Consider the following 24,829-nt stretch of genomic DNA (forward strand, 5'->3'; position numbering starts at 1 on the left):
CCGAATGCCGCTTATTTGGGCGAAGGATATGTCTATAAATAACGGGCTAATGTCCGTTCGTTTTATATAACCATCTGGTATGGAAGAACTACGAATTACCGCGGCGGCTGCCGCGGCGGGGAGGGAAAGGGATGACAAGCGAAAGTTTTGTGCATCTGCATGTGCACAGCGAATACAGTCTGCTGGACGGCGCGGCCAGGCTGGAGGATCTGGTGGACAAGGCGGCCGAATACGGCATGAATGCCCTGGCCCTGACGGATCATGGCGTGATGTACGGGACGGTTCCTTTCTACAAGCTGTGCAAATCGAAAGGGATCAAGCCGATCATTGGTATGGAGGCTTATTTTACCGCAGACTCACGGAAGGAGCGCGGCAGCCGGAAGGATCAGCCGATTTATCATCTTATTCTGCTGGCCAAGAATGAACAGGGGTACAGGAATCTGATGAAGCTGTGCTCCATTGGACACCTGGAGGGTTTTCACTATAAACCCCGGATTGACTGGGACGTGCTGAAGCAGCACAGCGAGGGGCTTGTCGTGCTCAGCGCCTGCCTGGGGGGAGAGGTGCCCCAGCATTTGCTGCATGGACATCATGAGGAGGCCAAACGGGCTGCCTTGCGGTACAAGGAAGTGTTTGGCGAGGATTTCTATATCGAAATTCAGGATCACGGCCTGCCGGAGCAGAAAAAGGTCAATCCGCTGCTAGTGGAGCTGGCCCGCGAAATTGGCGTGCAGCTGGTGGCTACAAACGATGTGCATTACCTCCAGCGGGAGGATGCGGATGTTCAGGATGTACTGATTTGTATCGGCACCGGCAAAAATGTCGAGGACGAGGAACGGTTCAAAATTCCGACTAACCAGCTCTACTTGAAAAGCCAGGACGAAATGGCCAGGCTGTTCCCGCAGTGGGCCGAAGCGGTTGCCAATACAGCCGTCATTGCAGATAAGTGCAGCCTTGAACTGGAATTTGGACGCTCGATTCTGCCGGAATACCGTCCGCTGCCGCAGGGCACGGATGCAGCCGGCTATCTGGAAGAGCTGTGCCGCAAAGGGCTTGAGGAGCGTTATGCGAAGCTGGATCGCTGGCAGGATGAGAAACAGCGCGGCGAGCTGGAGCAAAGGCTCGCATTTGAGCTTGGCGTCATCGACCGGATGGGTTTCTCTGATTATTTCCTGATCGTCTGGGATTTCATTGCTTTTGCCCACAGACAGGGCATCGCTACCGGACCGGGGCGGGGATCTTCGGCAGGCAGTCTGGTAGCTTACACGCTGCATATTACGGATGTAGATCCGATGAAATACAATCTGCTCTTTGAACGTTTCCTGAATCCGGAGCGGGTGACGATGCCCGATATTGATATTGACTTCAGTGATGAGCGCCGGGATGAAGTCATTGCTTACGTCGCTGGGAAATACGGCCCTGAACACGTGGCGCAAATTATTACATTTGGAACAATGGCGGCAAAGGCGGCTGTGAGGGATGTCGGACGGGCGCTGAACGTCCCGTTTGGAGAAGTGGACAAGGTGGCGAAGCTGATTCCTTCCCATCTGGGTATTACCCTTGAGCGCGCGCTTAAGGAAAGCCCCGATCTTAAAGCGCTCTATGACTCCTCGCTACGAATCCGGGAGCTGCTGGACATGGCCATGAAGGTCGAAGGCATGCCGCGGCATGCTTCCACTCATGCCGCCGGCGTGGTCATTTCCCGCGATCCGCTCACTGATGCAGTTCCGCTGCAGGAAGGGAGCGAAGTGGCCGCTTTGACACAGTATTCGATGGAGAATCTGGAGTCGATCGGCCTGCTCAAAATGGACTTTCTGGGTCTGCGTACTTTGTCGATCATCGAAAGATGTATGAACTGGATTGTCAGTCTGGAAGGTAAGTCGCCGGATTTCCGGGTTATTCCCGACGATGATCCTCTGACTTATTCGATGCTGTCCAAAGGGGAAACAACGGGCATCTTCCAGCTGGAATCCTCAGGAATCCGGCGGGTGCTGAAGGATTTGCGGCCGTCGAAATTTGAAGACATTATTTCTGTTGTTGCCCTGTACCGTCCGGGCCCGATGGAGTTTATCCCCAAATATATCGGCGGTAAACACGGCCAGCTGGAGGTGGAGTATCCGCATTCGGATCTGAAGCCGATTCTGGAGGATACGTACGGCATTATCGTCTATCAGGAACAGATCATGCAGATCGCTTCCAATATGGCGGGGTTCTCGCTGGGCGAAGCGGATTTGCTGCGGCGAGCGGTGTCCAAGAAGAAACGCGAGGTGCTGGACGAGGAACGCGGGCATTTTGTGGCCGGCAGCCTTAAGCAGGGCTACAGCGAGCAGGATGCGAACGCCGTTTATGATATGATCGTCCGGTTTGCGGATTATGGTTTTCCCCGCGCCCACGCCGCCGCTTACGGCGTGCTTGCCTTCCAGACCGCCTACCTGAAGGCGCATTATCCGGTCGAATTTATGGCCGCCATGCTAACGGCCGTGATGGGCAGTCACCGCAAGGTAGCGGAATATATTCTCGAATGCCGCCGTATGGGCATTAAAGTGCTTCCGCCGGACGTCAATGACAGCGGCGTGCTGTTTACGCCGCGTCGCAGCGCCGCCGGGCATACGGGCGCCGAGTCCGAAGCTTCGGCTCCAGGCGGGCCTTCATCCGAAACGGGGCCTAACGAAGGCGGGGGCGTGATCCGATTCGGCTTGGCCGCGATCAAAAATGTCGGCACCCAGGCGATGGAGAGCATCATCCGCGAGCGGGCCGAGAAGCCGTTCGAAAGCCTGATTGATTTCTGCCGCCGCGTTGATCTGCGGGTGTGCAACAAGCGCGTCATTGAGTCGCTGATTCAGGGCGGCGCGTTTGACAGTTTGCCGGGCCACCGCGCCCAGCTGCTGGCGATGCTGGACGAAGCGGTGGAAGCCGCGCTCAAATGGCGCAAGGAACGGGAGGATCTGCAGATCCAGTTCTTTGATTTCGTGGAGACGGTCAACTGGGAGATCCCATATCCCGAGGTGCCGCGTTTGCCTGCGGCAGACCAGCTGTCGCTGGAGCGGGAGCTGCTCGGCTTATATTTGTCGGGCCATCCGCTCGACGATTATGAAGAGCTGCTGTCTGCAGAAGGCGTGGACAAGCTGATGGATTTGGCGGAAGCACCGGACGAGACCCGGACGGTTGTCGGCGGCATGGTCGTTTCGCTGAAGGCGATCACGACGAAGAAAGGCAAGCCGATGGCGTTCATGGAGCTGGAAGACCAGGTTGAACGCGTGGAGGTTGTGTTGTTCCCCGAGGTGTGGGCGAGAAGCCGGAACCTCGTGGAGAAAGGGGCGCTGCTGGCCGTCCGGGCGACGGTGCAGCAGCAGGACGAGGGCTTCAAGCTGCTGGCCGACGAAGTGGCGCAGCTTGAAGCCGATGGCCTCGCGAGGCTCCGCCGCGCGGCCCAGGCCCCGCGGGCGCGCAGCGCCGGCGCCGGCCCGGGCAGCCGCCCGGCGCCGCCCGCGGGGCAGGGGTCCGGGCCTGCCACAGGCGCCCGGACAAGTGCAGCGGCCGGTCCGCAGGCGGGACCGGCCCGAGGCAGCGCCGGCCCGGCCGCGGCACGGCCGGCTGGCGCTGCTTCCGCCGCCCGCGCAGGCGGGGCGGCGGCTTCGCCGGCCTCCCGCGGGGCAGGCGGCCAGGGCGTGAAGACGCAGGGGCAGCGCGTCTTCATCAAGATTGCCGCGGCGGCGGAGGACGCCCGGCTGCTGGAGCAGCTCAAGCAGCTGCTGGAGCAGCACCCGGGGCCGCTGCCCACGGTGCTGTTCTACGAGAGCAGCGGCCGGCTGCTCGCGCTCAGCGAGCGCTACCGCATCAAACCATCGCCTGAGCTGATCCAGGCGATGGAGAAGCTGCTCGGCGCAGGCACGGTCCGAATCAAATAACGATCCGAATCAAATAGCCGCCGGGCTTATGTATGATCGACTCGTAGTCGGACACGGGTATCCGCCGCAAACGGATATGATCGACGGCCTTCCGTTAAGCTCCGGAAGGCCGTTTCTTCTGCCAAGCAGAGCCTATACAATATAGGCCGCCCGGCTGCGGTTTCCTTATAATGGGCAGGCGCCAGTAGGCGATAAGGGCGAAAGCTCTGCGTCATTTTTCACATGAAAATGGACATTTCAAAGATCAGGTTTTAAGAACTTTTTCCACTCTCCGCGCATACACTTAGGAACACGCAAGGACAAAGACCGGGACGATGTCCGGTGATTTGAACAGCGTACTTTACGCATTTGCTGCGGGAGGGATTAGATGACCTACGAATTGGCGGAAGCCCAGCTGCGCAGAAGGGGAGTCAGTCTGGAATCTATTGCTTCAATCGTGTACCAGCTCCAGCTTCCCTATCATCCGGGCTTGAAAGAGGAAGAATGTTTGGACAGCGTTAAATCGGTCCTGGGTAAAAGGGAGGTCCAGTACACCTTATTTACGGGGATTGCACTGGATGAGCTGGCGGAGAAGAGGCAGCTGCCCGAACCGCTGCAGGCGATTCTTGAAGCCGACGAACCGCTGTACGGGGTGGACGAAACGATGGCGCTTGGCATTACCAGCCTGTTTGGTATGATCGGCTTGACGAGTCTTGGTTACTTGGACAAGGTAAAGCCGGGGATTATCGGGATTTTGAATGATCAAACGGATAGTATCCATGTTTTTCTGGACGATCTGGTCGCAGGAATTGCCGCAGCGGCATCGGCACGTATTGCCCATAATAACGAGAATGCCAAGCAGTATCTCTGATGAATTTAATCCAAGGCCGGGGACTGAATGCAGATTCAGCCCGCCCGGCTGCTGCCGGCTTTGATGGACAGGCTCGGCAGCTCAACAAAGGACACTGATTTTGTTAAGATAGAAACAAGTATAACTTTCAGGACCCGGGCGATTTTATATTGCCGGTAAATAGCAGCAGAAACGAGTTCGCCTTCACAAAAAAGGCACATCGATAGACATTTTCGTTGTTCCTATGCTTGAGAAATAAAGGGCGGTTTCAGGGTGAGGATGGTGTAGATATGATGCAGTATGAGCTGCTGTTAAGAGTGCTGCTGGCCGGAATTTGCGGAGTGATCATCGGTTATGAACGCAAGAATCGAATGAAAGAAGCCGGGGTGCGCACCCATTTTGTGGTTGCGGTCGGAGCTGCCTTAATGATGATCATTTCCAAATACGGATTTCAGGATCAGGTGGGATGGGAGAATTTGTCGGTCGATCCTTCACGGATTGCGGCAGGCGTGGTAAGCGGCGTAAGCTTCCTTGGAGCCGGGATGATTTTTATGCAGAAACAGACGATCAAAGGATTGACCACCGCGGCCGGTATTTGGGCGACCTCAGGCATCGGCATGGCGGTCGGGGCCGGTTTATATTGGATTGGCTTGGGAGTGACGCTAATTATTTTCGTAGGCCAGGTTCTGATGCACAGCCGGTTTGGAGGGAAGAGTCTGGCTACCCCGAGAAGTGAAAAAATCCATGTGCTTCTGCAAAATGAAGCAGGTGCGGCGGAACGTTTGTTGAATAAGCTTAAGGAGCAGCATATCCAGGTGACGACTTTTTCGATGGAAAAATTGGAAACCGGGTTATCTCTCGAGGCTGTGGTCAAATGGAAGGTAGAAATGCCTCCCGATCAACTGATCGCGCTGCTGAGCGAGCTCTCCGATGTGCGGAAAGCGGAGCTGGAATAGCGGCGCCGGACTGGAAGCAGACCTGCTCCGCCCCGTTTGACCAAGGGTGAGTTTGTTGCGGGAAAAATGAAAATTATGTTATCATAATTCTATTATTCGGGTTCAGAACGTTTGTAAGGGGGCTTCACGAACAATAATGTGGACGGTTATTTACATTGCTCCTACTGCCAAGCTGGCAGAAATGATCAAACACAGGCTTTCGGAAGAAGGGTTTCTGGTTCACGTCCGTCCAGTGAATATGTCTAAGGGGCATTTTGAAATATTGGTTCCGTCAGGCGAGCTTGAGGAAGTGCAGGAAGTGCTCAATTTGATTCTGCATCCGTAACATGAACGTTTGAGGATCGCATGAACTGCAAGATGCGGCCAATACATTAACGGCTGAAGAGGTGTAGCTTTTGTTCAAAGATTTGTTTCAGAAGAAAAGAAAATACGCGACCGTGCCTTCAGAACGTTTGGGACAAGGCCGTACGGAAGAGGCCGGCGAACGTCCAAAACGCGAAATTCCTGAAGGTTTGATGAATAAATGTCCGAAGTGCGGCAGCATTCAATACAGCAAGGAATTGGAGAAGAACTTTAAGGTCTGCTCTTCCTGCGGTTATCACATGCGCCTGAATGCATGGGAACGCATCCGCTATACGGTGGACGAAGACAGCTTTATGGAGTTTGATGAGAATCTGGAATCTCTGGATCCTTTGGAGTTTCCGGGGTATGCTTCCAAGCTGGAACAGCAGAAGCTGAAATCCGGTTTGAACGAAGCGGTTGTTACCGGTCAGGGATTGATCGGCGGTTATCCGGCTGTGCTTGCCGTGATGAGCTTCGATTTCTTTACCGGCAGCATGGGTTCTGTAGTCGGCGAGAAGATTACCCGCGCGATCGAAGCGGCAACCGAGAACAATCTGCCGCTGATTATTTTCTCGACATCGGGCGGAGCACGGATGCAGGAAAGTATTCTGAGTCTGATGCAAATGGCCAAAACCAGCGCGGCGCTGGCTCGTTATCATGAACGCGGAGGTCTTTATATTTCGGTGATTACGGATCCAACCACGGGAGGCGTATCCGCCAGCTTTGCTATGCTTGGGGATATTATTATCGCCGAGCCTGGAGCGGTATTCGGATTTGCCGGCCGGATTGTCATCGAACAGACGATTCGCCAGAAGCTGCCGGATGACTTCCAAACGGCTGAATTTAATCTGCAGCATGGTCAGCTTGACCTGGTGACCCACCGCAAAGAGCTGAAAACGACCTTGTCCAAGCTGCTTGACTTGCATGGTGTGAAGGGAGGAAATGCAATTGGCGGGTGAAATGCCTTTTGAAGCGCCGCTTGTAGAAATGCGGAAGAAAATTGAAGAGCTGCAGCAGTTCGGAGCTGAGAAAGGAATTGACTTCAGCGAAGAGATTGCAAGGCTTGAGGAACGTTATCGCCAGCTTGAAGAGGAAGTATACAGCAATATCTCCCCTTCACAGAAAATGCATCTGGCCCGGCATCATCAGCGTCCTACATCGCTCGATTTGATCGGGCTTATTTTTACGGACTTTATCGAGCTGCATGGGGACAGGCTGTTTGGCGATGATCTGGCCGTTGTCGGAGGGCTGGCCAAGCTTGGCGGCGTTCCGGTAACCGTGCTTGGACAGCAGCGGGGCAAGGACACGAAGGATAACATTGCCAGATTCTTTGGCAGTCCGCATCCGGAGGGCTTCCGCAAAGCGCTTCGTTTGATGCAGCAGGCCGATAAATTCGGTCGGCCGATTATCACTTTTATCGATACCAAAGGCGCTTATCCCGGCATTACAGCTGAAGAACGCGGCCAGTCGGAGGCCATCGCCCGTAACCTGAAAGAAATGGCTTTGCTTCGGGTTCCGGTTATTTGCGTGGTTATCGGCGAAGGCGGCAGCGGTGGAGCGCTTGCACTTGGGGTCGGCAACCGGGTACTGATGCTGGAAAATGCGATCTATTCCGTTATTTCGCCTAACGGCGCAGCCTCCATCCTTTGGAAGGATGCTTCTAAAGCGGATCAAGCGGCCGAAGCCATGAAAATAACGGCCAAAGACCTGCTGGAGATGGAAGTGATTGAAGAGATCGTGCCGGAACCTCGCGGGGGCGCCCATCGTTCATACGAAGAGACGGCAACCGTGATTAAAGAGGCGCTTGTCCGTCATCTTGAAGAGCTGTCCGCTTTGGACGAAGACGAGCTATTGAATGACCGTTATGCCAAATTCCGTAAAATTGGTAAATTCGCCGAAAGACAAGCTGTTCAGCAGCAATTGGAAGAGATTTCCGATCAACCGTCCGAATCTGCCGTAACTGGCGGAGAATAAGGCGGAAATCGCGAAGTCAATGACAAATTTCCTATACAAACGGGCAAGTTTGTAGTAGATTTAATAGTTGGAAAAAGTGTGTTGGATAACGAATAAAGAGAGATTTCTAAAAACGGAGGAAAACCCAATGCGTAAAACGAAAATCGTATGTACTATCGGTCCTTCCAGTGAATCATTGGAAAACACGAAGAAATTGATTATGGCTGGAATGAACGTAGCTCGTCTCAATTTCTCCCACGGAGATTTTGAAGAGCATGGCAACCGGATCAAAAATATCCGTCAAGCCAACCAGGAGCTGGGCAAATCAGTTGCTATCCTTCTGGATACAAAAGGTCCTGAAATCCGTACAGGAAAATTGGCTGTTGAGCCGATCGAACTGGTTCAAGACGAGTTCGTTACATTAACTACGGAAGAAATTTTGGGTGACCAAAACCGCATTTCCGTTACTTATAAAGATCTGCCTAACGATGTTGAAGTGGGTTCCACGATCTTGATCGACGATGGTTTAATTGGTTTGACTGTAGTAGATATCCAAGGAACCGAAATCAAATGCCGTATCGTAAACGGCGGTACTATCAAGAGCAAAAAAGGCGTTAACGTTCCAGGCGTTGCGATTTCCTTGCCAGGTATTACTGAGAAAGACGCGAATGATATCGTGTTTGGTATTGAGCAGAACATCGATTTCATCGCGGCTTCTTTTGTGCGTAAAGCAAGCGACGTACTTGAAATCCGCGCTTTGCTTGAGAAGCATAACGCATCCCATATTCAAATCATCTCCAAAATTGAAAACCAGCAGGGTGTTGAGAACCTCGACGAAATTCTTGAAGTTTCAGACGGTTTGATGGTTGCCCGCGGTGACCTCGGCGTGGAAATTCCGGCTGAAGATGTGCCACTGGTTCAAAAAATGATGATTGAAAAATGTAACCGTGTAGGCAAACCGGTTATCACGGCAACTCAAATGCTTGATTCCATGCAGCGCAATCCAAGACCAACCCGCGCTGAAGCAAGTGACGTGGCAAACGCGATCTTCGACGGTACAGACGCGATCATGTTGTCCGGTGAAACGGCTGCTGGTAAATATCCAGTAGAATCCGTATTGACTATGTCCCGTATTGCTGAGAAAGCGGAATCCGCATTGGCTTATCGTGAAATTTTCGAAAAGCAAAGCCACGCTCAGCAAAGCACTGTAACCGAAGCCATCAGCCAAGCGGTTGCCAGCTCGGCTATGGATCTGAACGCTAAAGCGATTATTACTTCGACTGAAACAGGTCATACAGCACGTATGGTCTCTAAATATCGTCCACAAGCGCCGATTGTTGCGGTAACAACCGAAGATCAAACCTTGCGCCGTTTGGCTTTGGCCTGGGGCGTAACGCCTGTGAAAGGCGAGGTTGCCGATTCTACAGATGCTATGTTTGATAACGCTATGAAGGGCGGACTGGCTTCCGGTCTGGTTAAAGAAGGCGACCTGGTAGTGATTACTGCAGGGATTCCACTTGGCCGTTCCGGTTCCACAAACCTGATCAAAATTGGACAAATCAAGAAATAAGGAATACCCGATAAGGGGATAAGAACGAGAAAGCAATGGCCATCCGCTCGCGGAACCATTGCTTTTTCCATTTTTGAAGGGAGAGAGGGAAATGAACAAGGAAGCATCCTCAGGACAAACTACATTAAGCAGCTGGTACACCCATAGTCTGCGTGTCAGATACCAGGAAACCGATCAGATGGCGATTGTGTACCATGCCAATTATTTGAATTGGTTTGAAATGGGCAGAACCGAATTTATCCGGCAGTTCGGATTCACTTACAGGTCTATGGAGGAGAATGGCGTGCTGCTGCCGGTTATTGATCTGAATATCCAGTTCAAACGTCCCGCCTTGTACGATGACCTTGTTGCCGTGTTCACCCGTGTCATCCGCTTTAGTCCGCTCAGACTGGACTTTGAATATGAGGTCCGCAGATGGCAGGGAGATCTGGAGGGAGGAAGCGGTTTAAGCAATCTGGATAAGAAATGGCCGATTGACCGTGAACGTCCGGGAGAGTTGCTGGTCGCCGGCACTTCCTCACATGCCTGGGTGAACAAGGAAATAAAGCCTATTCGACTGGATAAAACCTTGCCTGAACTGTACAATATTCTAAAAGGGCAGATATTATAGCTTTTATTGGTTATCCTTAATTAAACAGCTCGAGGTTAGGAGTAATGTGATGCGAAAATGGTTGTTTGGTCTGATACTGCTTGTACCCATCGTGGAATTTTACGGTTTCGTCTATGTCGGCGATCAGCTGGGACTGGGCAAAACCATTTTTCTTACACTTGCAACTTCTATTATTGGCGGACTGATGATGCAGTTTGAAGGCCGCAAAATTATGGCAGATGCTAAAATGAAAGCAAATGGAGGACAGCTGCCGGGGAAATTGGTGCTGAACGGAATCTGCGTCTTTGGGGGCGGTATCCTGCTGCTGATCCCTGGTTTCGTAACGGACATCATCGGCTTTCTGCTGGTATTCCCATTAACCCGGCCGCTGCTGCGTTACCCGATCCGGAAATGGGTGGAGAGAAAGTTGAAGAACGGGACCATTACGTTTTTCCGGCGCTAAGATTAGGATGTGTCTGAAAACTAAATAATGTGGTAAGATTTGAGAAAACGAATGGGGCGTCATACATGATTCAAAGACGGTACGAATTAAGCGATGAACAGTGGGAACAGATTAAAGACATGTTTCCCCCCTACAAAACAGGACGTCCGTCAAAATTAGGTGAACGAACCATGTTTAACGCGTTTCTATGGATCGCTCGAAGTGGTGCTGCCTGGCGCGATCTACCGGAGGAACGCTATGGTTCATGGAAAACGGTCTACAGTCGCTTCTGCAAGTGGCGAGATACCGGACTGCTTGTCGCGATCTTCCAAACGCTTCAGGTCGAACCTGACTTTGAAAACTTGAGCATTGATTCTACATCGGTCAAAGCCCATCAACATAGTGCCGGTGCTAAAAAAACGCCACAGGACATGAAGTGAATCAGCACATCGGCGTCAGTCGTGGCGGAAAGACTACCAAACTTCACACTGTCGTCGATGGATTAGGAAACCCCCTTGCTTTTCTTCTGACGGGTGGTCAAGTCTACGATTCCGTTCCAGCGATCGATTTACTTCAGAAGCTTGATATTACAGGAAGTCATATTCTTGGCGACAAAGCTTATGGCTCAGAAGCGTTTCGGAATTGGATTACAACGAAGCAGGCATCCTACACCATTCCGCCTAAAACGAATAGTCAAAACCCATGGAAAGTCGATTGGTATCGCTACAAAGAACGCCACTTAGTGGAGTGCTTTTTCAATAAAATTAAACACTTTCGCCGTGTGGCTACTCGTTACGACAAGTTAGCCAAGTCATTCCTGGCTTTTGTACACGTTGCTGCCATTTTCAAATTGACTCAATGATGAGTTTTCAGACACGACCTAGATTTATCAGAAGATACCTGGAAATAACAAGAGCCATGTTCCTTATCGGAGCATGGCTCTTGTTATTAACAAAGTGCTGGGCCAGAGTGAGTCCGGCTTATCGCAATCTCCCATTCATGATATAATTCCTCAGTTCCCCCAAAACTCCGGTTTTGTATACCGCTGAAATGACGACAAAGACAACGGGACCAATAATTAACCCCAGCACGCCGAACAGCTTGAGGCCCACAAACATGCCTACCAAAGTTGGAAGTGGATCCAAGCCAACGCTGGTGGCCAGGACTTTAGGCTCGATCAGGTGACGGGCAATGGTAATGACCCCATACAGAATCAGCAGGCCTATGCCAAGCCGCAGATCACCGACTGCAAAATGATAGACGATCCACGGCACCATGATGGTTCCGACGCCGAGATAGGGGAGCAGGTCCACAAGGCCGATCAGGATGGCCAGGGTGAAGGCTGAATCTACCCGCAGGATCAGGAGTCCGATGAGGACAATAAAAGCGGTTATGGATACCATGATGAAGAGGGAGCGCAAGTAACCGAAAAACGCCTTTTTGAGACTCGCCCAAATTTCAACGGTCGTTTTCCGCAGCGGGGCTGGTACCCAACCGGCCATGGTTTTGTTGTGTTTCTCCCAATTTTTCTCGAAAAAGAAAGTCGCCAGAACCGTTACAATCAGAATCAGCAGGAAATGCGGCAAGGAAGTTAATACCCCGACAATCCCGTTTAAGAAATCGGACACAAACTGGGTGACCGCGGCACTGATCGTGTCTGTAGTTTTGTTGATATTTTTGTTGATCGTATCTTCGTATTTCGGATTATTCTGGATAAATTTGTTGATCTCATAGACGATATTCTGGATGCCCTCGCTGTTCGACCAACGGATAAAAATCTCTCTTACTTGATCTACATAGGTATCAAAAGACTCGGTAAGATGTATAATTTCTTTAACCATCCGGGTTACCGCCGCAGACAATACAAGCACTGCTCCGCCGAAATAAACCAACAATCCGCAGGTGACAGCCAGCCATCTTGGCATTTTGGCCTTCATTTGCAGGAAACGGACAAAAGGTTTCATAGCATAGGCAATCAGCCAGGCGATCAGGAACGGATACAGCAGCGGAAGCAGCCAATAAGCTCCAAGGAGCAGAAGGACAGAAGCAACCAATACCCATAAGCCGCGCAAAATGCGTTTGACGATAATTTGATCCACGAACAACCCCTCCTACGATCCTTGTCTCCTTTTCATAGTATGCAGGAAAAGCCCATTTAAAGGCAAACGGTGAGAAAAATCATTGATTTGTAACCAAACACAAAAAATGTTTATGCAACTGATAAAACATTTTGATGCTCTTAGAATCGCTTAAATTGTTCCCTTGCTCGGTAAAATCCAGTATGATGATAGAAGGTTTCACCGCATGTTACTTTTATTTTGACATTTTTTCGAACAAATTGACCTGGTCCTCTTGTCATTCTTCACCGAAATTTTGTAAACTTTAAAAATGTAAATGTTTTCATTCGGCTTGTTGACACATTTCGTTCACAAAGGAGAGATGTATTATGACAGCTACCAAGGGTCTGGAAGGCGTTGTTGCAGCCACTTCTTCGATCAGTTCCATTGAAGACGGCGTACTTGCCTACCGAGGCATTAATATCGATGAGATGGCGGAGCATGCAACGTTTGAGGAAACGGCGTACCTGCTTTGGCACGGCCATTTGCCCAATCATCAGGAACTGGCGGAGCTGAAACAGCTTCTTAGCGAAAATTCCACCATACCGGACGTTTTGATCGAGCAGCTTAAGCTTTATCCCAAGGATGCAAGCACCATGGCAGTGCTGCGGACTGCCGTATCTGCTCTTGCTTTGTATGACGAAACAGCGAATGATAATTCCAAGGAAGCCAATCAGCTGAAAGCCATCAAGCTCCAGGCTCAGCTCCCAACGGTTATTGCGGCTTATGCCCGCATTCGGGAAGGCAAAGAACCGCTGGCTCCGCTGCCTGGCGTATCCATTGCGCATAACTTCTTGTACATGCTTACTGGAACGGAACCGGATGCAACCTCAGTGGTGGCTTTGGACAAAGCGCTCGTGCTTCACGCTGACCATGAATTAAATGCTTCGACTTTCTCTGCCCGTGTTACGATCGCGACCTTGACTGACATTTATTCGGCGATTACGTCTGCGATCGGGACTTTGAAAGGGCCTCTGCATGGAGGCGCAAATGAAGCCGTTATGGATATGCTGCGTGAAATCGGCAGCCTTGAGAACGCCGAGCCGTATATTCAGCGCAAGCTGCAGAACAAAGAAAAAATTATGGGCTTTGGACACCGGGTATACAAAAACGGAGACCCGCGGGCCAAACATTTGCAGAAGATGTCTCGCCAGCTGGGCTTGATGCAGGGCGACACCACGTTATTTGACATCTCAGTCAAGGTGGAGAGCTTGGTAACGGGACAGAAAGGGCTGCAGCCAAACGTGGATTTCTATTCGGCTTCTGTTTATACAATGCTGGGTATTCCTAAGGATTTGTTCACTCCGATCTTTGCGATCAGCCGCTTGTCCGGGTGGACCGCACATATTCTGGAGCAGCTGGACAACAACCGGATTATCCGTCCTCGCGCCGAATACACGGGGCAGTTCAACCAACAATATATTCCTATCGAATTGAGACAATAAACATCAGCATGAGAACTACAGGTGATTTATGTTACACTAGTCTCACGTGAAGGCGCCAAGCCGGCTGGGGACCGCATTTTCGCTCAGCAATGAATTTCGCTGAACTGACTGCCTCGCCGCCGGCTCGCTTTTGCGGATGTTCCATATCCATTACATAAACTGAGGAGGAACTTGAAATCATGCCAAAGTTGGAGAAATTTGCTCTGCCTACCGAAGGGGAAAAAATCGAGATTCAAAACGGTAAGCTTGTCGTTCCTAACCATCCAATCCTGCCTTTCATCGAAGGCGACGGAACAGGCCGCGATATTTGGAAGGCTTCCAAACGGGTGCTGGATGCAGCGGTTGAGAAAGCCTACGGCGGAGAAAAGAAAATCGCCTGGTATGAAGTTTTTGCCGGTGAGAAAGCATTTAACACCTACGGAGAATGGCTGCCTGCAGATACGCTGACAGCGATCCGTGAATATATTGTGGCTATTAAAGGACCTTTGACTACGCCTATCGGCGGCGGTATCCGTTCCTTGAACGTAGCGCTTCGCCAGGAATTGGACTTGTATGTATGTCTTCGTCCGGTACGTTACTTCGACGGCGTGCCTTCGCCGGTTAAACGCCCAGAAGACGTGGACATGGTTATTTTCCGTGAGAATACGGAAGATATCTACGCAGGCATCGAATATAAGGAAGGCTCCGAGGAAGTTAAGAAGGTGCTGTCCTTCCTGCAGAATGAAATGGGAGTCAATAAAATTCGCTTCCCGGAAACGTCCGGGATCGGTATCAAGCCGGTATCGGAAGAAGGTTCGAAACGCCTGGTTCGCGCAGCGGTTGAATATGCGATCAAACATGGCCGTAAGAGCGTAACGCTCGTTCATAAAGGCAACATCATGAAATTTACGGAAGGTGCCTTTAAGAACTGGGGATATGAAGTAGCTGAAGCCGAATTCGGCGACAAAGTGTTCACTTGGGCTCAATATGACCGCATCAAGGAGGAATCTGGTGCAGATGCAGCAAATGCGGCTCAGGAAGCAGCTGAGAAGGAAGGCAAAATCATTATCAAGGATGCGATTGCCGATATTGCCCTTCAACAGGTGCTTACTCGTCCTAAAGACTTTGATGTGATTGCGACATTGAATCTGAACGGCGACTATCTGTCTGACGCGCTTGCAGCGCAAGTAGGCGGCATCGGTATTGCTCCGGGCGCCAACATCAACTACGTGACCGGTCATGCGATCTTTGAAGCCACTCATGGTACAGCTCCTAAATATGCGGATAAAGACGTGGTTAACCCAGGTTCCGTGATCTTGTCCGGTGTTATGATGCTGGAGCATTTGGGCTGGCAGGAAGCTGCTGACCTGATCTACAAAGGTCTTGAAACCTCGATTAACAATAAAACAGTAACTTACGATTTTGCGCGTTTGATGGAAGGCGCAACGCAGGTGAAATGTTCCGAATTTGCGGACGAAGTCATTAAAAACATGTAATATGGTTTGAAGACGATCGTGATTCACCGCATGGCAATTACAGATATGGCGCCGGTATCCCCGGCGCCATATCTGCTTTTATGCTGGGATGTTTACTATGTTCCGGCTATTGTACAGGGAATGTATCAGATAAAAAGGAGGCTGAGTTGAAATAGGCCTCTTTTGCTTTTTTTGTCACTTATCGGCTTTGCAGGGGGACAAGCTTCCGGCTATAATAGATGGGAATCATTAGCAGCCCTAACCTCTGAGAATGAATGGAAAGGATGAAGATGCAAGATGTTTAAAGTGATTATGTTTCTTCATATTTTGGGATCGCTGGCCTTGGGATTTTATTTGGTACTCCCGTTTGTGGTCGGCGGAATCAGCCGGTTGACCCAGGCCAGCCGGGAAGGCGTATTGAATATTATCCGCTCACTAAATCGTTTCGCCCAATACGGACTTGTCCTTCAATTGCTGACAGGCATTTACCTCGTATTTCAAGGCGACTACTCGATGGCCTGGACAACGGTTGTCGGCATTTTGTTTATTATTGCCGGCGGTTTAAGTGGTATGCTGGGCAAGCCGCTTCGTTTAGCCAAAACGGGTGAAGCCAGTTCTGCCTTTGGCAAAATCCGCAGTTTCAGCTCTTTGCTGGCGATCGTGGTGCTGGTCCTGAGCTTCTTTATGGTTTACCGTCACATTATCTAAGTCAGGTTCGGAGAAGCATTCCGTCTTAGCGGTTTCTATTGACCGCGGGACGGGGTGTTTTTTTCATATGTGGAGATGAGCAGAAAACCAGCGGTTGTTTGAGGTTTAGCGGATGGTGGTAAGGGATAGAGGAACGGCGTCAAATAGAAGGTTGCAGCATAAGTGGCGCCAATTAGGTCATTCTAATCTTGATCCTATACCTGGAAGACAAGAAAGGAGTTTACCATCATGCCACAAAATCAACAACCTAAACAAACCTTGCCTCCTCAGCATCAAAATCAGCAGCCGGGAGCGGAAAGTGAAATGCACCCTCTTCCGCAATATGAGGGGAATTATAAAGCAGCAGGCAAACTGAAAGGCAAAACAGCCTTGATTACCGGTGGTGACAGCGGGATTGGCCGCGCCGTAGCCGTAGCGTATGCCAAAGAAGGCGCAAACGTAGCTATCGTCTATTTGAATGAAGATCAGGACGCCCAGAAGACCAAACAGGAAGTGGAGCAGGAAGGCGTAAAGGCGCTGCTGATCCCGGGAGATGTCGGGGATGAAACATTCGCTGCAAATGCGGTCAAGCAAACGGTGGACGCGTTTGGCGGGCTGGATATTCTGGTCAACAACGCCGGGGAGCAGCATCCGCAGCAGAGCATTGAGGACATCACTTCAGCGCAGCTGGAGAAAACGTTCCGGACAAACATATTTGGCATGTTTTATTTTGTGAAAGCAGCCATGCCGCATTTGAAGAAAGGAAGCGCGATTATTAATACGGCTTCTATTACCGCTTACGAAGGCAATCCTACGCTGATCGATTATTCCTCGACGAAAGGGGCCATCGTAAGTTTTACCCGCGCATTGTCCAACAACATTGTAGGAAAAGGTATTCGCGTAAATGCGGTAGCACCGGGGCCGATTTGGACACCGCTCATTCCATCTACATTCGATGCGGAGAAAGTTAAGAAGTTTGGGGCTGACACACCGATGAAACGTCCGGGACAACCGGAGGAACTGGCTCCGGCGTATGTGTTCCTGGCCTGCAACGATTCCTCTTATATCAGCGGCCAAACGATTCATATTAACGGCGGCACCGTGGTAAACGGATAATGACATAACAGGCAATGATAGGCGGCGTCGTGATTAGATAAACAGCGATGCGCAGCAGCTGAGTTTTGAAAGGCTTCGGGTTTCCCGGGGCTTTTTTTGATGCCCAAATGGAATTGTATGCGCTTTAAATTTAATGAAATGAAGGCAGAAATGCGGCCGACCCTGTGTTATGATAACTGTAGAATGAGCTGGAAAAGCAGAGAAAGGGGAAGCTTCGTGATGAAATCATTTGAACAAAGTGTATACGAGCTTATTGTGGAAACCTCAACTAACCTGCCTGGTGACGTACGGATTGCGGTACAGCGGGGGAAAGCTGCTGAGAACGAGGCGACCCGGGCCGGCCTGGCGCTGTCTACGATTGTAACCAACATTGAAATGGCTGAAGATCAGGTTTCACCGATCTGTCAGGATACGGGCATGCCGACTTTTATCGTTCATACGCCGGTCGGCGCTAATCAGATTCAAATGAAGCGGGAGATTCATTCCGCTATTGTCAAAGCTACCCAAGAAGGCAAGCTGCGCCCCAATTCGGTCGATTCATTAACCGGAAAAAACAGCGGAGATAACTTGGGTCCGGGAACGCCCGTTGTTCATTTCGAGCAATGGGAGAAGGATGAAATCGATGTGCGCCTTATTCTGAAAGGCGGCGGCTGCGAAAATAAAAATATCCAGTACAGCCTTCCAACCGAACTGGAAGGACTCGGCAAAGCCGGACGCGACCTGGACGGAATCCGTAAATGCATCCTGCATGCCATCTATCAGGCTCAAGGCCAAGGCTGCAGCGCCGGCTTTCTTGGTGTGGGCATTGGCGGCGACCGGACTACCGGTTATGAGCTGGCCAAACAGCAGCTGTTCCGGCATCTGGAAGACACGAACCCTATTCCAGAATTGGCCGAGCTTGAGGCGTATATTATAGATAACGCCAACAAGCTGGGGATCGGTACGATGGGCTTCGGAGGCGAAGTGACGCTGCTTGGCTGCAAAATCGGCGTGATGAACCGGCTGCCTGCAAGCTTTTTCGTATCTGTCGCTTATAACTGCTGGGCATTCCGCCGTCAAGGCGTGTTAATCGATTCGGCCACGGGGGAGATCCGCAGCTGGATTTATCCTAGAGGCTCCGAGGTGAATATGTCCGCTCTGTCATCAGCACAGAAACAACAGGGGGCGGAAAGTGCGGCCGCGGGAGTTACCACGGAACAAACCGCTGAGCAAACGGCGGCTTCTTCTTCAAGGGAAGTGGTGCTGCAGACTCCAATCTCCGAAGAACAAATTCGGAACCTGCGCGTAGGCGATGTGGTGGTCATCAAAGGAGAAATGCATACCGGCAGGGATGCGCTGCACAAATATTTGATGGATCACGATGCGCCGATCGACCTGAACGGAGCGGTGATTTATCACTGCGGACCGGTCATGCTGAAGGACGAAGAGGGATGGCATGTCAAGGCAGCAGGTCCGACCACCAGTATTCGTGAGGAACCTTATCAAGGAGATATTCTGAAGAAATTCGGCATCCGGGCCGTGATCGGTAAAGGCGGTATGGGGCCCAAAACGCTGGCAGCTCTTCAGGAACACGGCGGCGTATACCTGAACGCAATCGGCGGAGCAGCTCAGTATTATGCGGAATGTATCAAGAAGGTTAACGGTGTGGATTTCATGGAATTTGGTGTTCCGGAAGCGATGTGGCATCTGGAGGTTGACGGTTTTGCTGCTATCGTTACGATGGATTCCCATGGCAACAGCCTGCATGCTGAAGTTGAGAAGGATTCATTAGAGAAGCTGAGCCAGTTTAAAGATCCGGTATTCAAGTGATTTCAAGTGATTTCAAGTGATTTTTTAAGTGGTTTTTGAGGTTTAGAATGTATTTGCTGAACTTATAGAGAGAACATTTGGATAGGAGTGCGTTATGAAATCATTCCGTACCAGATTGGCCTGGATCCTGATGGGGCTGGTCGGCATCTCCATGTGCGCGGCCGGCCTGACCATGGCCAAAGTATTTAAGGATTCCCACATTTCCGTTCTGGAAGATAATATGGCCCGGGAAATAAATGTGTTGTCGAGTACCTTTGCATTTAGGCCGGCGGAGGATAATCCGGATGCCTTAAGCTACTATTCCTCCAAAGCAGTTGAATTAGACAAGCTTACCGGGCTTCGGGTTACATTCATCCGGTCGGATGGTCTAGTCATAGGCGATTCCGAAAGCAATGCCTCTGAAATGGAAAATCACCTGAACCGTCATGAGATCAAGACGGCCGGACAAGCCGGTTCCGGCAATCCGGGCACTTCTATTCGGTTCAGCGATACCATCAAGGAAGATATGCTGTATGTCGCCGAAAAGGTAACCAGCAATCAGGGATTTGACGGATATATCCGGCTCGCAATGAGCCTGCATACGGTTAAGGAAGGGTTATGGAAGGCATGGTCCCTGATGATCGGGGGGCTGCTGATCCTGTTTGTGGCTGCGGGACTGTTCAGCTATCGGCTGGCTTACAGCATTACTAAGCCGCTCAACAAAATTACCCAGGTTGCCAATCGGATTTCCAGGCTGGATTATGACGCCAGGGTTTATTTGCAGCGGAGAGTGGATGAAATCGGGCAGCTTGGCGGTGCCATCAACCGGATGGCGGACAGCCTTCAGCAGCAGCTTAAAATTATCCGCGAGAATGAAGATTTGCTGCAAAGCGTACTTGCCAATATGACTGGCGGTATTATAATCGTCGATGTCGAGGGGCATATCGCGCTGGTTAACCGTGCGGCCTGCCGGATTTTACGGGTACGGGAGCAGGAAATAATCGGAAGACCATACCAGGAAATTAAACGAAGTTATGAATTGACTAAATTTATTGAAGAAGGCGTATCGCGCAGAGGTTATGTATCCGAAGAACTGACTGTTTATGATCCGGAAGAGAAAATTCTGCGAATAGACGTTGTGCCGATGTATGAAGAAGGCGACGGCTACCGGGGCATGTTGTTCCACTTCCAGGATGTCACGGAAATCCGCAAACTTGAAAGGATGCGCAGCGAATTTGTTGCGAACGTGTCCCACGAGTTGAAGACGCCGATCGCTGCCGTGCAGGGATTCGCCGAAACGCTGCTAACAGGCGAAGTGAAAGATGAGGAGACGGCCCGTTCTTTCCTGCAGATCATTTATGATGAAGGAGACCGGCTCAACCGGTTGATCGGGGATATTCTGGAGCTATCCAAAATCGAATCACGCCAGGTGCCGCTCGCATTTGAACCTATTGAAGTGCGCCCGCTGATTGAAAGCCTGTTTGAGGTTTTGAAATCGGCAGCAGACAAGAAATCCATCTCTTTGAAGCTTGAAGTACCGGAAGGCATGTTTATGGAAGGGGATGAAGACCGGCTGCGGCAAATTTTCATGAACCTGCTGTCCAATGCGATCAGTTATACCCCGGACGGCGGAAGAGTCAAATTAGCGGCTGATATTTTGGATGATGAAGAGGAAGAGAAAATCCGTTTTGTCATATCCGATACAGGAATCGGCATCCCGAAAAAAGATCTGCCCCGGATCTTCGAACGCTTCTACAGAGTAGATAAAGCAAGGTCGAGGAGCTCAGGCGGTACAGGGCTAGGCTTGTCTATTGTGAAGCATCTGGTGGACCTCAACCACGGGACCATCAAGGTGGAAAGCAAAGTCGGAGAAGGGACTTCGTTTATTTTGGACCTACCGATGGTTCAGCATATTGATTGATCCGAGGAGAAGTCGGGTTTAACTGGACAGGAAAAATAAGATTTTACACCAAGTTAACATTTCGGTGCTATGCTGATAATAAATGAGTCCCGGCTTCCTGCCGGGCCATCCAGAACAGAAAAATGGGGGTACCTATGGCTAAGCGATTGCTGGTTATTGAGGACGAGCCGACACTATCACGGCTGCTGTCTTATAACTTAAAGAACGAAGGCTACGAGGTTACAGTAGAGGAAAACGGCCAAAGCGGATGCGAGACGGGGCTCAGGTCAAGCTTTGATCTGATTCTGCTGGATTTAATGCTTCCGGGAATGAACGGCTTTGAAATTATGTCCAAGCTGAGAAGCGAAGGTATTGGGACCCCGATCATTATTCTAACAGCTAAAAATGCCGAAGAAGAAGTGGTACAAGGACTTAAATCAGGGGCCGATGATTATATAACCAAACCGTTTGGCGTGGCCGAGCTTCTTGCCCGCGTCGCTGCGGTGCTCCGTAGATCCTCAGGGGACGAGGAAATCGTGAAGCCAATGCTGGAAACCGAATCTCAGATTGTATTGGGAGAACTGGTTATTTATCCGGAGAAATACGAAGTAACGCTGGGCGGTGAAACGATTACTCTTCGTCCGAAAGAGTTTGAAGTTCTGCTCTACCTGGCCCGCAAGCCTGGAGTCGTCATGACTAGAGACGATCTGATGAATGCAGTATGGGGATTCGACTACATTGGCGGACAACGTACGGTGGACGTGCACGTCAGCTCGCTCCGCAAGAAGCTAGAACTCGATCCCGAATCGGTGCATATTGATTCAATCCGCGGTGTTGGGTACAAGCTGGTAGTAAATAAGAAAAAAGGGTTATCCCAGAAGGCTTAACAGCCCGGGATAGCCCTTGTTTTTTGTCTGTTTGGTGAATTTACATACTTTATAAATGATTTTAACTTTCCAGACTTATGATAAATCTAGAGTTTGACCAATGACTACAGGGGGTCTAATAGATGCAGTTAACACCGGTCCAAGAACGTGAACAAGCCGCCACTCATTTATGGATAATTAAAGTACCTGTGGTTTCGCCCGAAGTTACTTGCAAGCAATTGCTTTCGCGTTTTCAGGAGCAGGATGAACCGCCATGCGTCGTTTTATGCGATGATTCCGGTGACGTGATAGGTCTGATTATGCGGGAACAGTTCTACCGGAAGCTGACCGGCCGGTTTGCCGCCGAACTCTTTTATGATCGTCCGGTTTCCAAATTTGCGGACACCCGCCCGCTGATCATGGAGATCAGCCGGGATCCGGCAGATATTATAGATGCAGCGCTCGAAAGAGAGGAATCGCGTTTCTATGATTGCGTTATTTTAACGGACAATGGCCGATTTGAAGGGGTGATCACTGTTCACCTTTTAATGATGTTATCCCGTCAATTGCAGCAGGAAGCCCGGCATTCCCGTTATACTGTTCTCGCTTCCTCCCGCAATGCGGTTGAGACGATTGAAGCGGCAACTCGAGAGGTGGCAAGCGCTGCCGAGCGGGGCCAAGCGTTAACAGAGAGCATGATAGATCTGACGCAGGACGGACGAATTGAGCTGCAAATGGTCAAACTATCCTTTGAACGGGTGCTGTCCATGATCACGGCACAGGCCGAGCAGATCGGTCATTTACGGAACATGACGGATGATATTCTGTGCATTTCCGCGTCCATCCGCGAACTCGCCGATCGTTCCGGAATGCTGGCTATGAATGCAGCGATTGAGGCTTCGCATGCAGGGGAACATGGCCGGGGATTTGCCGTTGTCGCGAACGAGGTAAAGAACTTGGCGAACCAGACGAAAAGCTTCTCCGACGAGATCGGAGCTACGCTCAAGCAGGTCAATGTCCTTGTTCATCAGGCCGTTCAATATTCGGCGGATTCAGGCCAGGAAATGGAGCAGGGCAAAGGCAGGGTGGACTCGGCCGATCAAACTTTCCAATCCATGGTGGAGGCGGTTAAAGCGGTTGATCTGGCCGATAAGGAAATTTCCAGATTGGCTTATGCTGCCCGTCAGCAGGCTCAATATGTCTTGGGAGAGTTAAATCGTCTTGGCTAGCTATAATTAAATGAGTTCATGTGAACAATAGGATCGAATGACTAATAAACCATATTTTACATTGCGTTAACAATTTGGCTCATTCCGTTTTACATTCCAATTGTAAAATCAAATATGGTTTACAATTCATTTGCATAGGCAAATGGAAGGAGAAGTCGATGAAACCTATTATCCACATCAACCAGTTAAACTTATATTACGGTTCTTTTCATGCCCTGAAGAACGTATCTATGGATATCCCCGAGAAAGAGATTACTGCTTTTATTGGACCTTCGGGCTGCGGGAAATCCACACTGCTTCGCACATTGAACCGTATGAACGATATGATTCCGGGAACAAGAATTGAAGGTAAGGTAGAAGTCGGAGGAAGCGATATTTACAGCGATCAGGTTGAAGTCGAATCCCTGAGACGCAACGTCGGCATGGTTTTTCAGCAGCCGAATCCTTTCCCGAAGACCATATATGATAATGTCGCTTACGGTCCCAGACTTCATGGGGTTCGCAGCCGGTCTGAATTGGACACTCTTGTGGAGAAAAGTCTTCGCCAAGCCGCTTTATGGGATGAAGTAAAGGATTATCTGAAGCGTTCGGCGCTTCGGCTGTCCGGAGGCCAGCAGCAGCGTCTCTGCATTGCCAGAGCTCTTGCGGTGCAGCCTGACGTCCTGCTGATGGACGAAGCGACTTCCGCGCTTGATCCTATTTCGACTTTGAAGATTGAAGAGCTGGTACAGGAACTGAAGAGCAGTTACACGATCGTGATGGTTACCCATAATATGCACCAGGCCGCTCGTATTTCCGGCCGGACCGTCTTTTTCCTGAATGGAGAAGTCGTAGAAGCCAATGAAACCCAGCAGTTGTTCTCGAATCCCCGGGATTCCCGGACCGAAGATTATATCTCCGGCCGTTTTGGATAAATGAAAGGGGCGTGTGCCGATGATACAGAGAAAAGAATTTGATTTGCATTTGGAAGGCCTGCGGCAGCAGCTCCGCGAAATGGGAGAACATGTGAAGGTGGCGCTTCAGAACGCTGTTTCTTCTCTGCAGAACGTGAATCTTGAGCAAGCCCAAGTAGTAGTCGCCAAAGATGCTGAGCTAAACCGTATGGAAGAACAGGTTATGGAGCTGGGCTCCAAACTGATCGTTACTCAGCAGCCTGTGGCCAAGGACTTACGTAAGATTATTGTGGCTTTCAAAATTTCCAGTGATTTGGAACGGATGGGTGATCTGGCCGTAGATGTGGCCAAGGTTACGCTTCGCCTTGAGGACCAGAAGCTGATCAAACCGCTGATCGATATTCCTAAGATGGCGGGTCTCGTTGAAAAGATGGTGGAGGATTCCCTGAATTCCTACCTCGACGAAAATACAGATTTGGCTTATAAAATGGCCCAGGATGATGATGAAGTCGATCATCTCTACAGTCAGATTCTCCGCGATCTGTATGAAATCATGAACAAAGATCCGGAACAGATTCATCAGGCTCTGCTGCTTACGCTGGTGGGCCGTTATATCGAGCGGGTCGGTGACCATGCCACGAATATCGGAGAAAGCACCGTTTATCTCGTAACCGGCAAACGTCCGGATTTGAATCAATAATTTTAAAGCAATAACAGTAGCATCAAAACTTTTTAATTACAGGCA

General features: G+C 50.5%; 21 protein-coding genes. 20 read left to right on the forward strand and 1 reads right to left on the reverse strand.

Features of this window, described 5'->3' with window-relative positions:
- Nucleotides 1–131: 131 nt before the first annotated feature.
- The 10 genes from CBE73_RS20810 to CBE73_RS20855 all read left to right on the forward strand — a co-directional run bounded on the left by CBE73_RS20810 (nt 132) and on the right by CBE73_RS20855 (nt 11,451).
- Nucleotides 132–3,908 carry a DNA polymerase III subunit alpha gene (locus CBE73_RS20810; protein ID WP_094095872.1) on the forward strand — a complete coding sequence of 1,259 codons (3,777 nt, stop codon included), beginning with the start codon at nt 132–134 and terminating at the stop codon, nt 3,906–3,908.
- Nucleotides 3,909–4,275: 367 nt separating this feature from the next.
- Nucleotides 4,276–4,758 (forward strand): phosphatidylglycerophosphatase A family protein, encoded by a 483-nt coding sequence (locus CBE73_RS20815; protein WP_094095873.1) that lies wholly within the window; start codon nt 4,276–4,278, stop codon nt 4,756–4,758.
- Nucleotides 4,759–5,030: 272 nt separating this feature from the next.
- Complete coding sequence (locus tag CBE73_RS20820) at nt 5,031–5,693, forward strand: MgtC/SapB family protein (RefSeq protein ID WP_373286407.1); 663 nt, start codon at nt 5,031–5,033, stop codon at nt 5,691–5,693.
- Nucleotides 5,694–5,829: 136 nt separating this feature from the next.
- Nucleotides 5,830–6,018, forward strand: coding sequence for a glutamate decarboxylase (locus CBE73_RS20825; RefSeq protein ID WP_094095875.1), 189 nt, complete (start codon nt 5,830–5,832; stop codon nt 6,016–6,018).
- A 70-nt stretch (nt 6,019–6,088) separates the two neighbouring features.
- Nucleotides 6,089–6,994 (forward strand): acetyl-CoA carboxylase, carboxyltransferase subunit beta, encoded by a 906-nt coding sequence (gene accD, locus CBE73_RS20830; RefSeq protein ID WP_094095876.1) that lies wholly within the window; start codon nt 6,089–6,091, stop codon nt 6,992–6,994.
- Complete coding sequence (locus tag CBE73_RS20835) at nt 6,984–8,009, forward strand: acetyl-CoA carboxylase carboxyltransferase subunit alpha (protein WP_094095877.1); 1,026 nt, start codon at nt 6,984–6,986, stop codon at nt 8,007–8,009. The genes accD and CBE73_RS20835 overlap by 11 nt, the downstream gene beginning before the upstream one ends.
- 127 nt (nt 8,010–8,136) lie before the next feature.
- Nucleotides 8,137–9,558: a pyruvate kinase gene (gene pyk, locus CBE73_RS20840; protein WP_094095878.1), complete on the forward strand. Its 1,422-nt coding sequence runs from the start codon at nt 8,137–8,139 to the stop codon at nt 9,556–9,558.
- 91 nt (nt 9,559–9,649) lie between these two features.
- On the forward strand, nt 9,650–10,168 hold the full coding sequence (locus CBE73_RS20845) for an acyl-CoA thioesterase (protein ID WP_094095879.1): 519 nt from the start codon (nt 9,650–9,652) through the stop codon (nt 10,166–10,168).
- Between the two features lie 49 nt (nt 10,169–10,217).
- Nucleotides 10,218–10,610 (forward strand): FxsA family protein, encoded by a 393-nt coding sequence (locus CBE73_RS20850; protein WP_094095880.1) that lies wholly within the window; start codon nt 10,218–10,220, stop codon nt 10,608–10,610.
- A 65-nt stretch (nt 10,611–10,675) separates the two neighbouring features.
- Nucleotides 10,676–11,451, forward strand: a protein-coding gene (locus CBE73_RS20855) for an IS5 family transposase (protein WP_174704732.1) whose coding sequence is annotated in 2 segments (ribosomal slippage) — nt 10,676–11,024 and nt 11,024–11,451 — 777 coding nt in all. Because the reading frame shifts where the segments join, the coding sequence is not laid out codon by codon here.
- A 118-nt stretch (nt 11,452–11,569) separates the two neighbouring features.
- On the opposite strand, the gene ytvI is transcribed toward CBE73_RS20855, so the two are convergent.
- Nucleotides 11,570–12,688, reverse strand: a complete 1,119-nt coding sequence (ytvI, locus tag CBE73_RS20860; RefSeq protein ID WP_094095881.1) for a sporulation integral membrane protein YtvI — start codon at nt 12,686–12,688, stop codon at nt 11,570–11,572.
- 347 nt (nt 12,689–13,035) lie between these two features.
- Here ytvI and CBE73_RS20865 point away from each other — a divergent pair, with 347 nt between their 5' ends.
- The 10 genes from CBE73_RS20865 to phoU all read left to right on the forward strand — a co-directional run bounded on the left by CBE73_RS20865 (nt 13,036) and on the right by phoU (nt 24,784).
- Nucleotides 13,036–14,151 carry a citrate/2-methylcitrate synthase gene (locus tag CBE73_RS20865; protein ID WP_094095882.1) on the forward strand — a complete coding sequence of 372 codons (1,116 nt, stop codon included), beginning with the start codon at nt 13,036–13,038 and terminating at the stop codon, nt 14,149–14,151.
- 179 nt (nt 14,152–14,330) lie between these two features.
- Complete coding sequence (gene icd / locus CBE73_RS20870) at nt 14,331–15,626, forward strand: NADP-dependent isocitrate dehydrogenase (protein WP_094095883.1); 1,296 nt, start codon at nt 14,331–14,333, stop codon at nt 15,624–15,626.
- A 276-nt stretch (nt 15,627–15,902) separates the two neighbouring features.
- The gene (locus tag CBE73_RS20875) at nt 15,903–16,313 is read left to right on the forward strand and encodes a hypothetical protein (RefSeq protein WP_094095884.1); all 411 of its coding nucleotides are present in this window, start codon (nt 15,903–15,905) and stop codon (nt 16,311–16,313) included.
- A 228-nt stretch (nt 16,314–16,541) separates the two neighbouring features.
- The gene (locus CBE73_RS20880; RefSeq protein ID WP_094095885.1) at nt 16,542–17,408 is read left to right on the forward strand and encodes an SDR family oxidoreductase; all 867 of its coding nucleotides are present in this window, start codon (nt 16,542–16,544) and stop codon (nt 17,406–17,408) included.
- A 219-nt stretch (nt 17,409–17,627) separates the two neighbouring features.
- Complete coding sequence (locus CBE73_RS20885) at nt 17,628–19,217, forward strand: fumarate hydratase (protein WP_094095886.1); 1,590 nt, start codon at nt 17,628–17,630, stop codon at nt 19,215–19,217.
- A gap of 94 nt (nt 19,218–19,311) precedes the next feature.
- Entirely contained in the window at nt 19,312–21,117 is a 1,806-nt protein-coding gene (gene pnpS / locus CBE73_RS20890) for a two-component system histidine kinase PnpS (protein WP_094095887.1), read from the forward strand.
- A 134-nt stretch (nt 21,118–21,251) separates the two neighbouring features.
- Complete coding sequence (locus CBE73_RS20895) at nt 21,252–21,983, forward strand: response regulator transcription factor (protein ID WP_094095888.1); 732 nt, start codon at nt 21,252–21,254, stop codon at nt 21,981–21,983.
- A gap of 122 nt (nt 21,984–22,105) precedes the next feature.
- Nucleotides 22,106–23,191, forward strand: coding sequence for a methyl-accepting chemotaxis protein (locus CBE73_RS22605; protein ID WP_094095889.1), 1,086 nt, complete (start codon nt 22,106–22,108; stop codon nt 23,189–23,191).
- Nucleotides 23,192–23,349: 158 nt separating this feature from the next.
- Nucleotides 23,350–24,105, forward strand: a complete 756-nt coding sequence (gene pstB / locus CBE73_RS20905; protein WP_094095890.1) for a phosphate ABC transporter ATP-binding protein PstB — start codon at nt 23,350–23,352, stop codon at nt 24,103–24,105.
- Nucleotides 24,106–24,124: 19 nt separating this feature from the next.
- A complete protein-coding gene (gene phoU / locus CBE73_RS20910) occupies nt 24,125–24,784 on the forward strand; it encodes a phosphate signaling complex protein PhoU (RefSeq protein WP_094095891.1) in 660 nt (219 codons plus the stop codon).
- The last annotated feature ends 45 nt before the right edge of the window (nt 24,785–24,829 follow it).

It is taken from the genome of Paenibacillus physcomitrellae, from assembly GCF_002240225.1.
Lineage (GTDB): Bacteria > Bacillota > Bacilli > Paenibacillales > Paenibacillaceae > Fontibacillus > Fontibacillus physcomitrellae.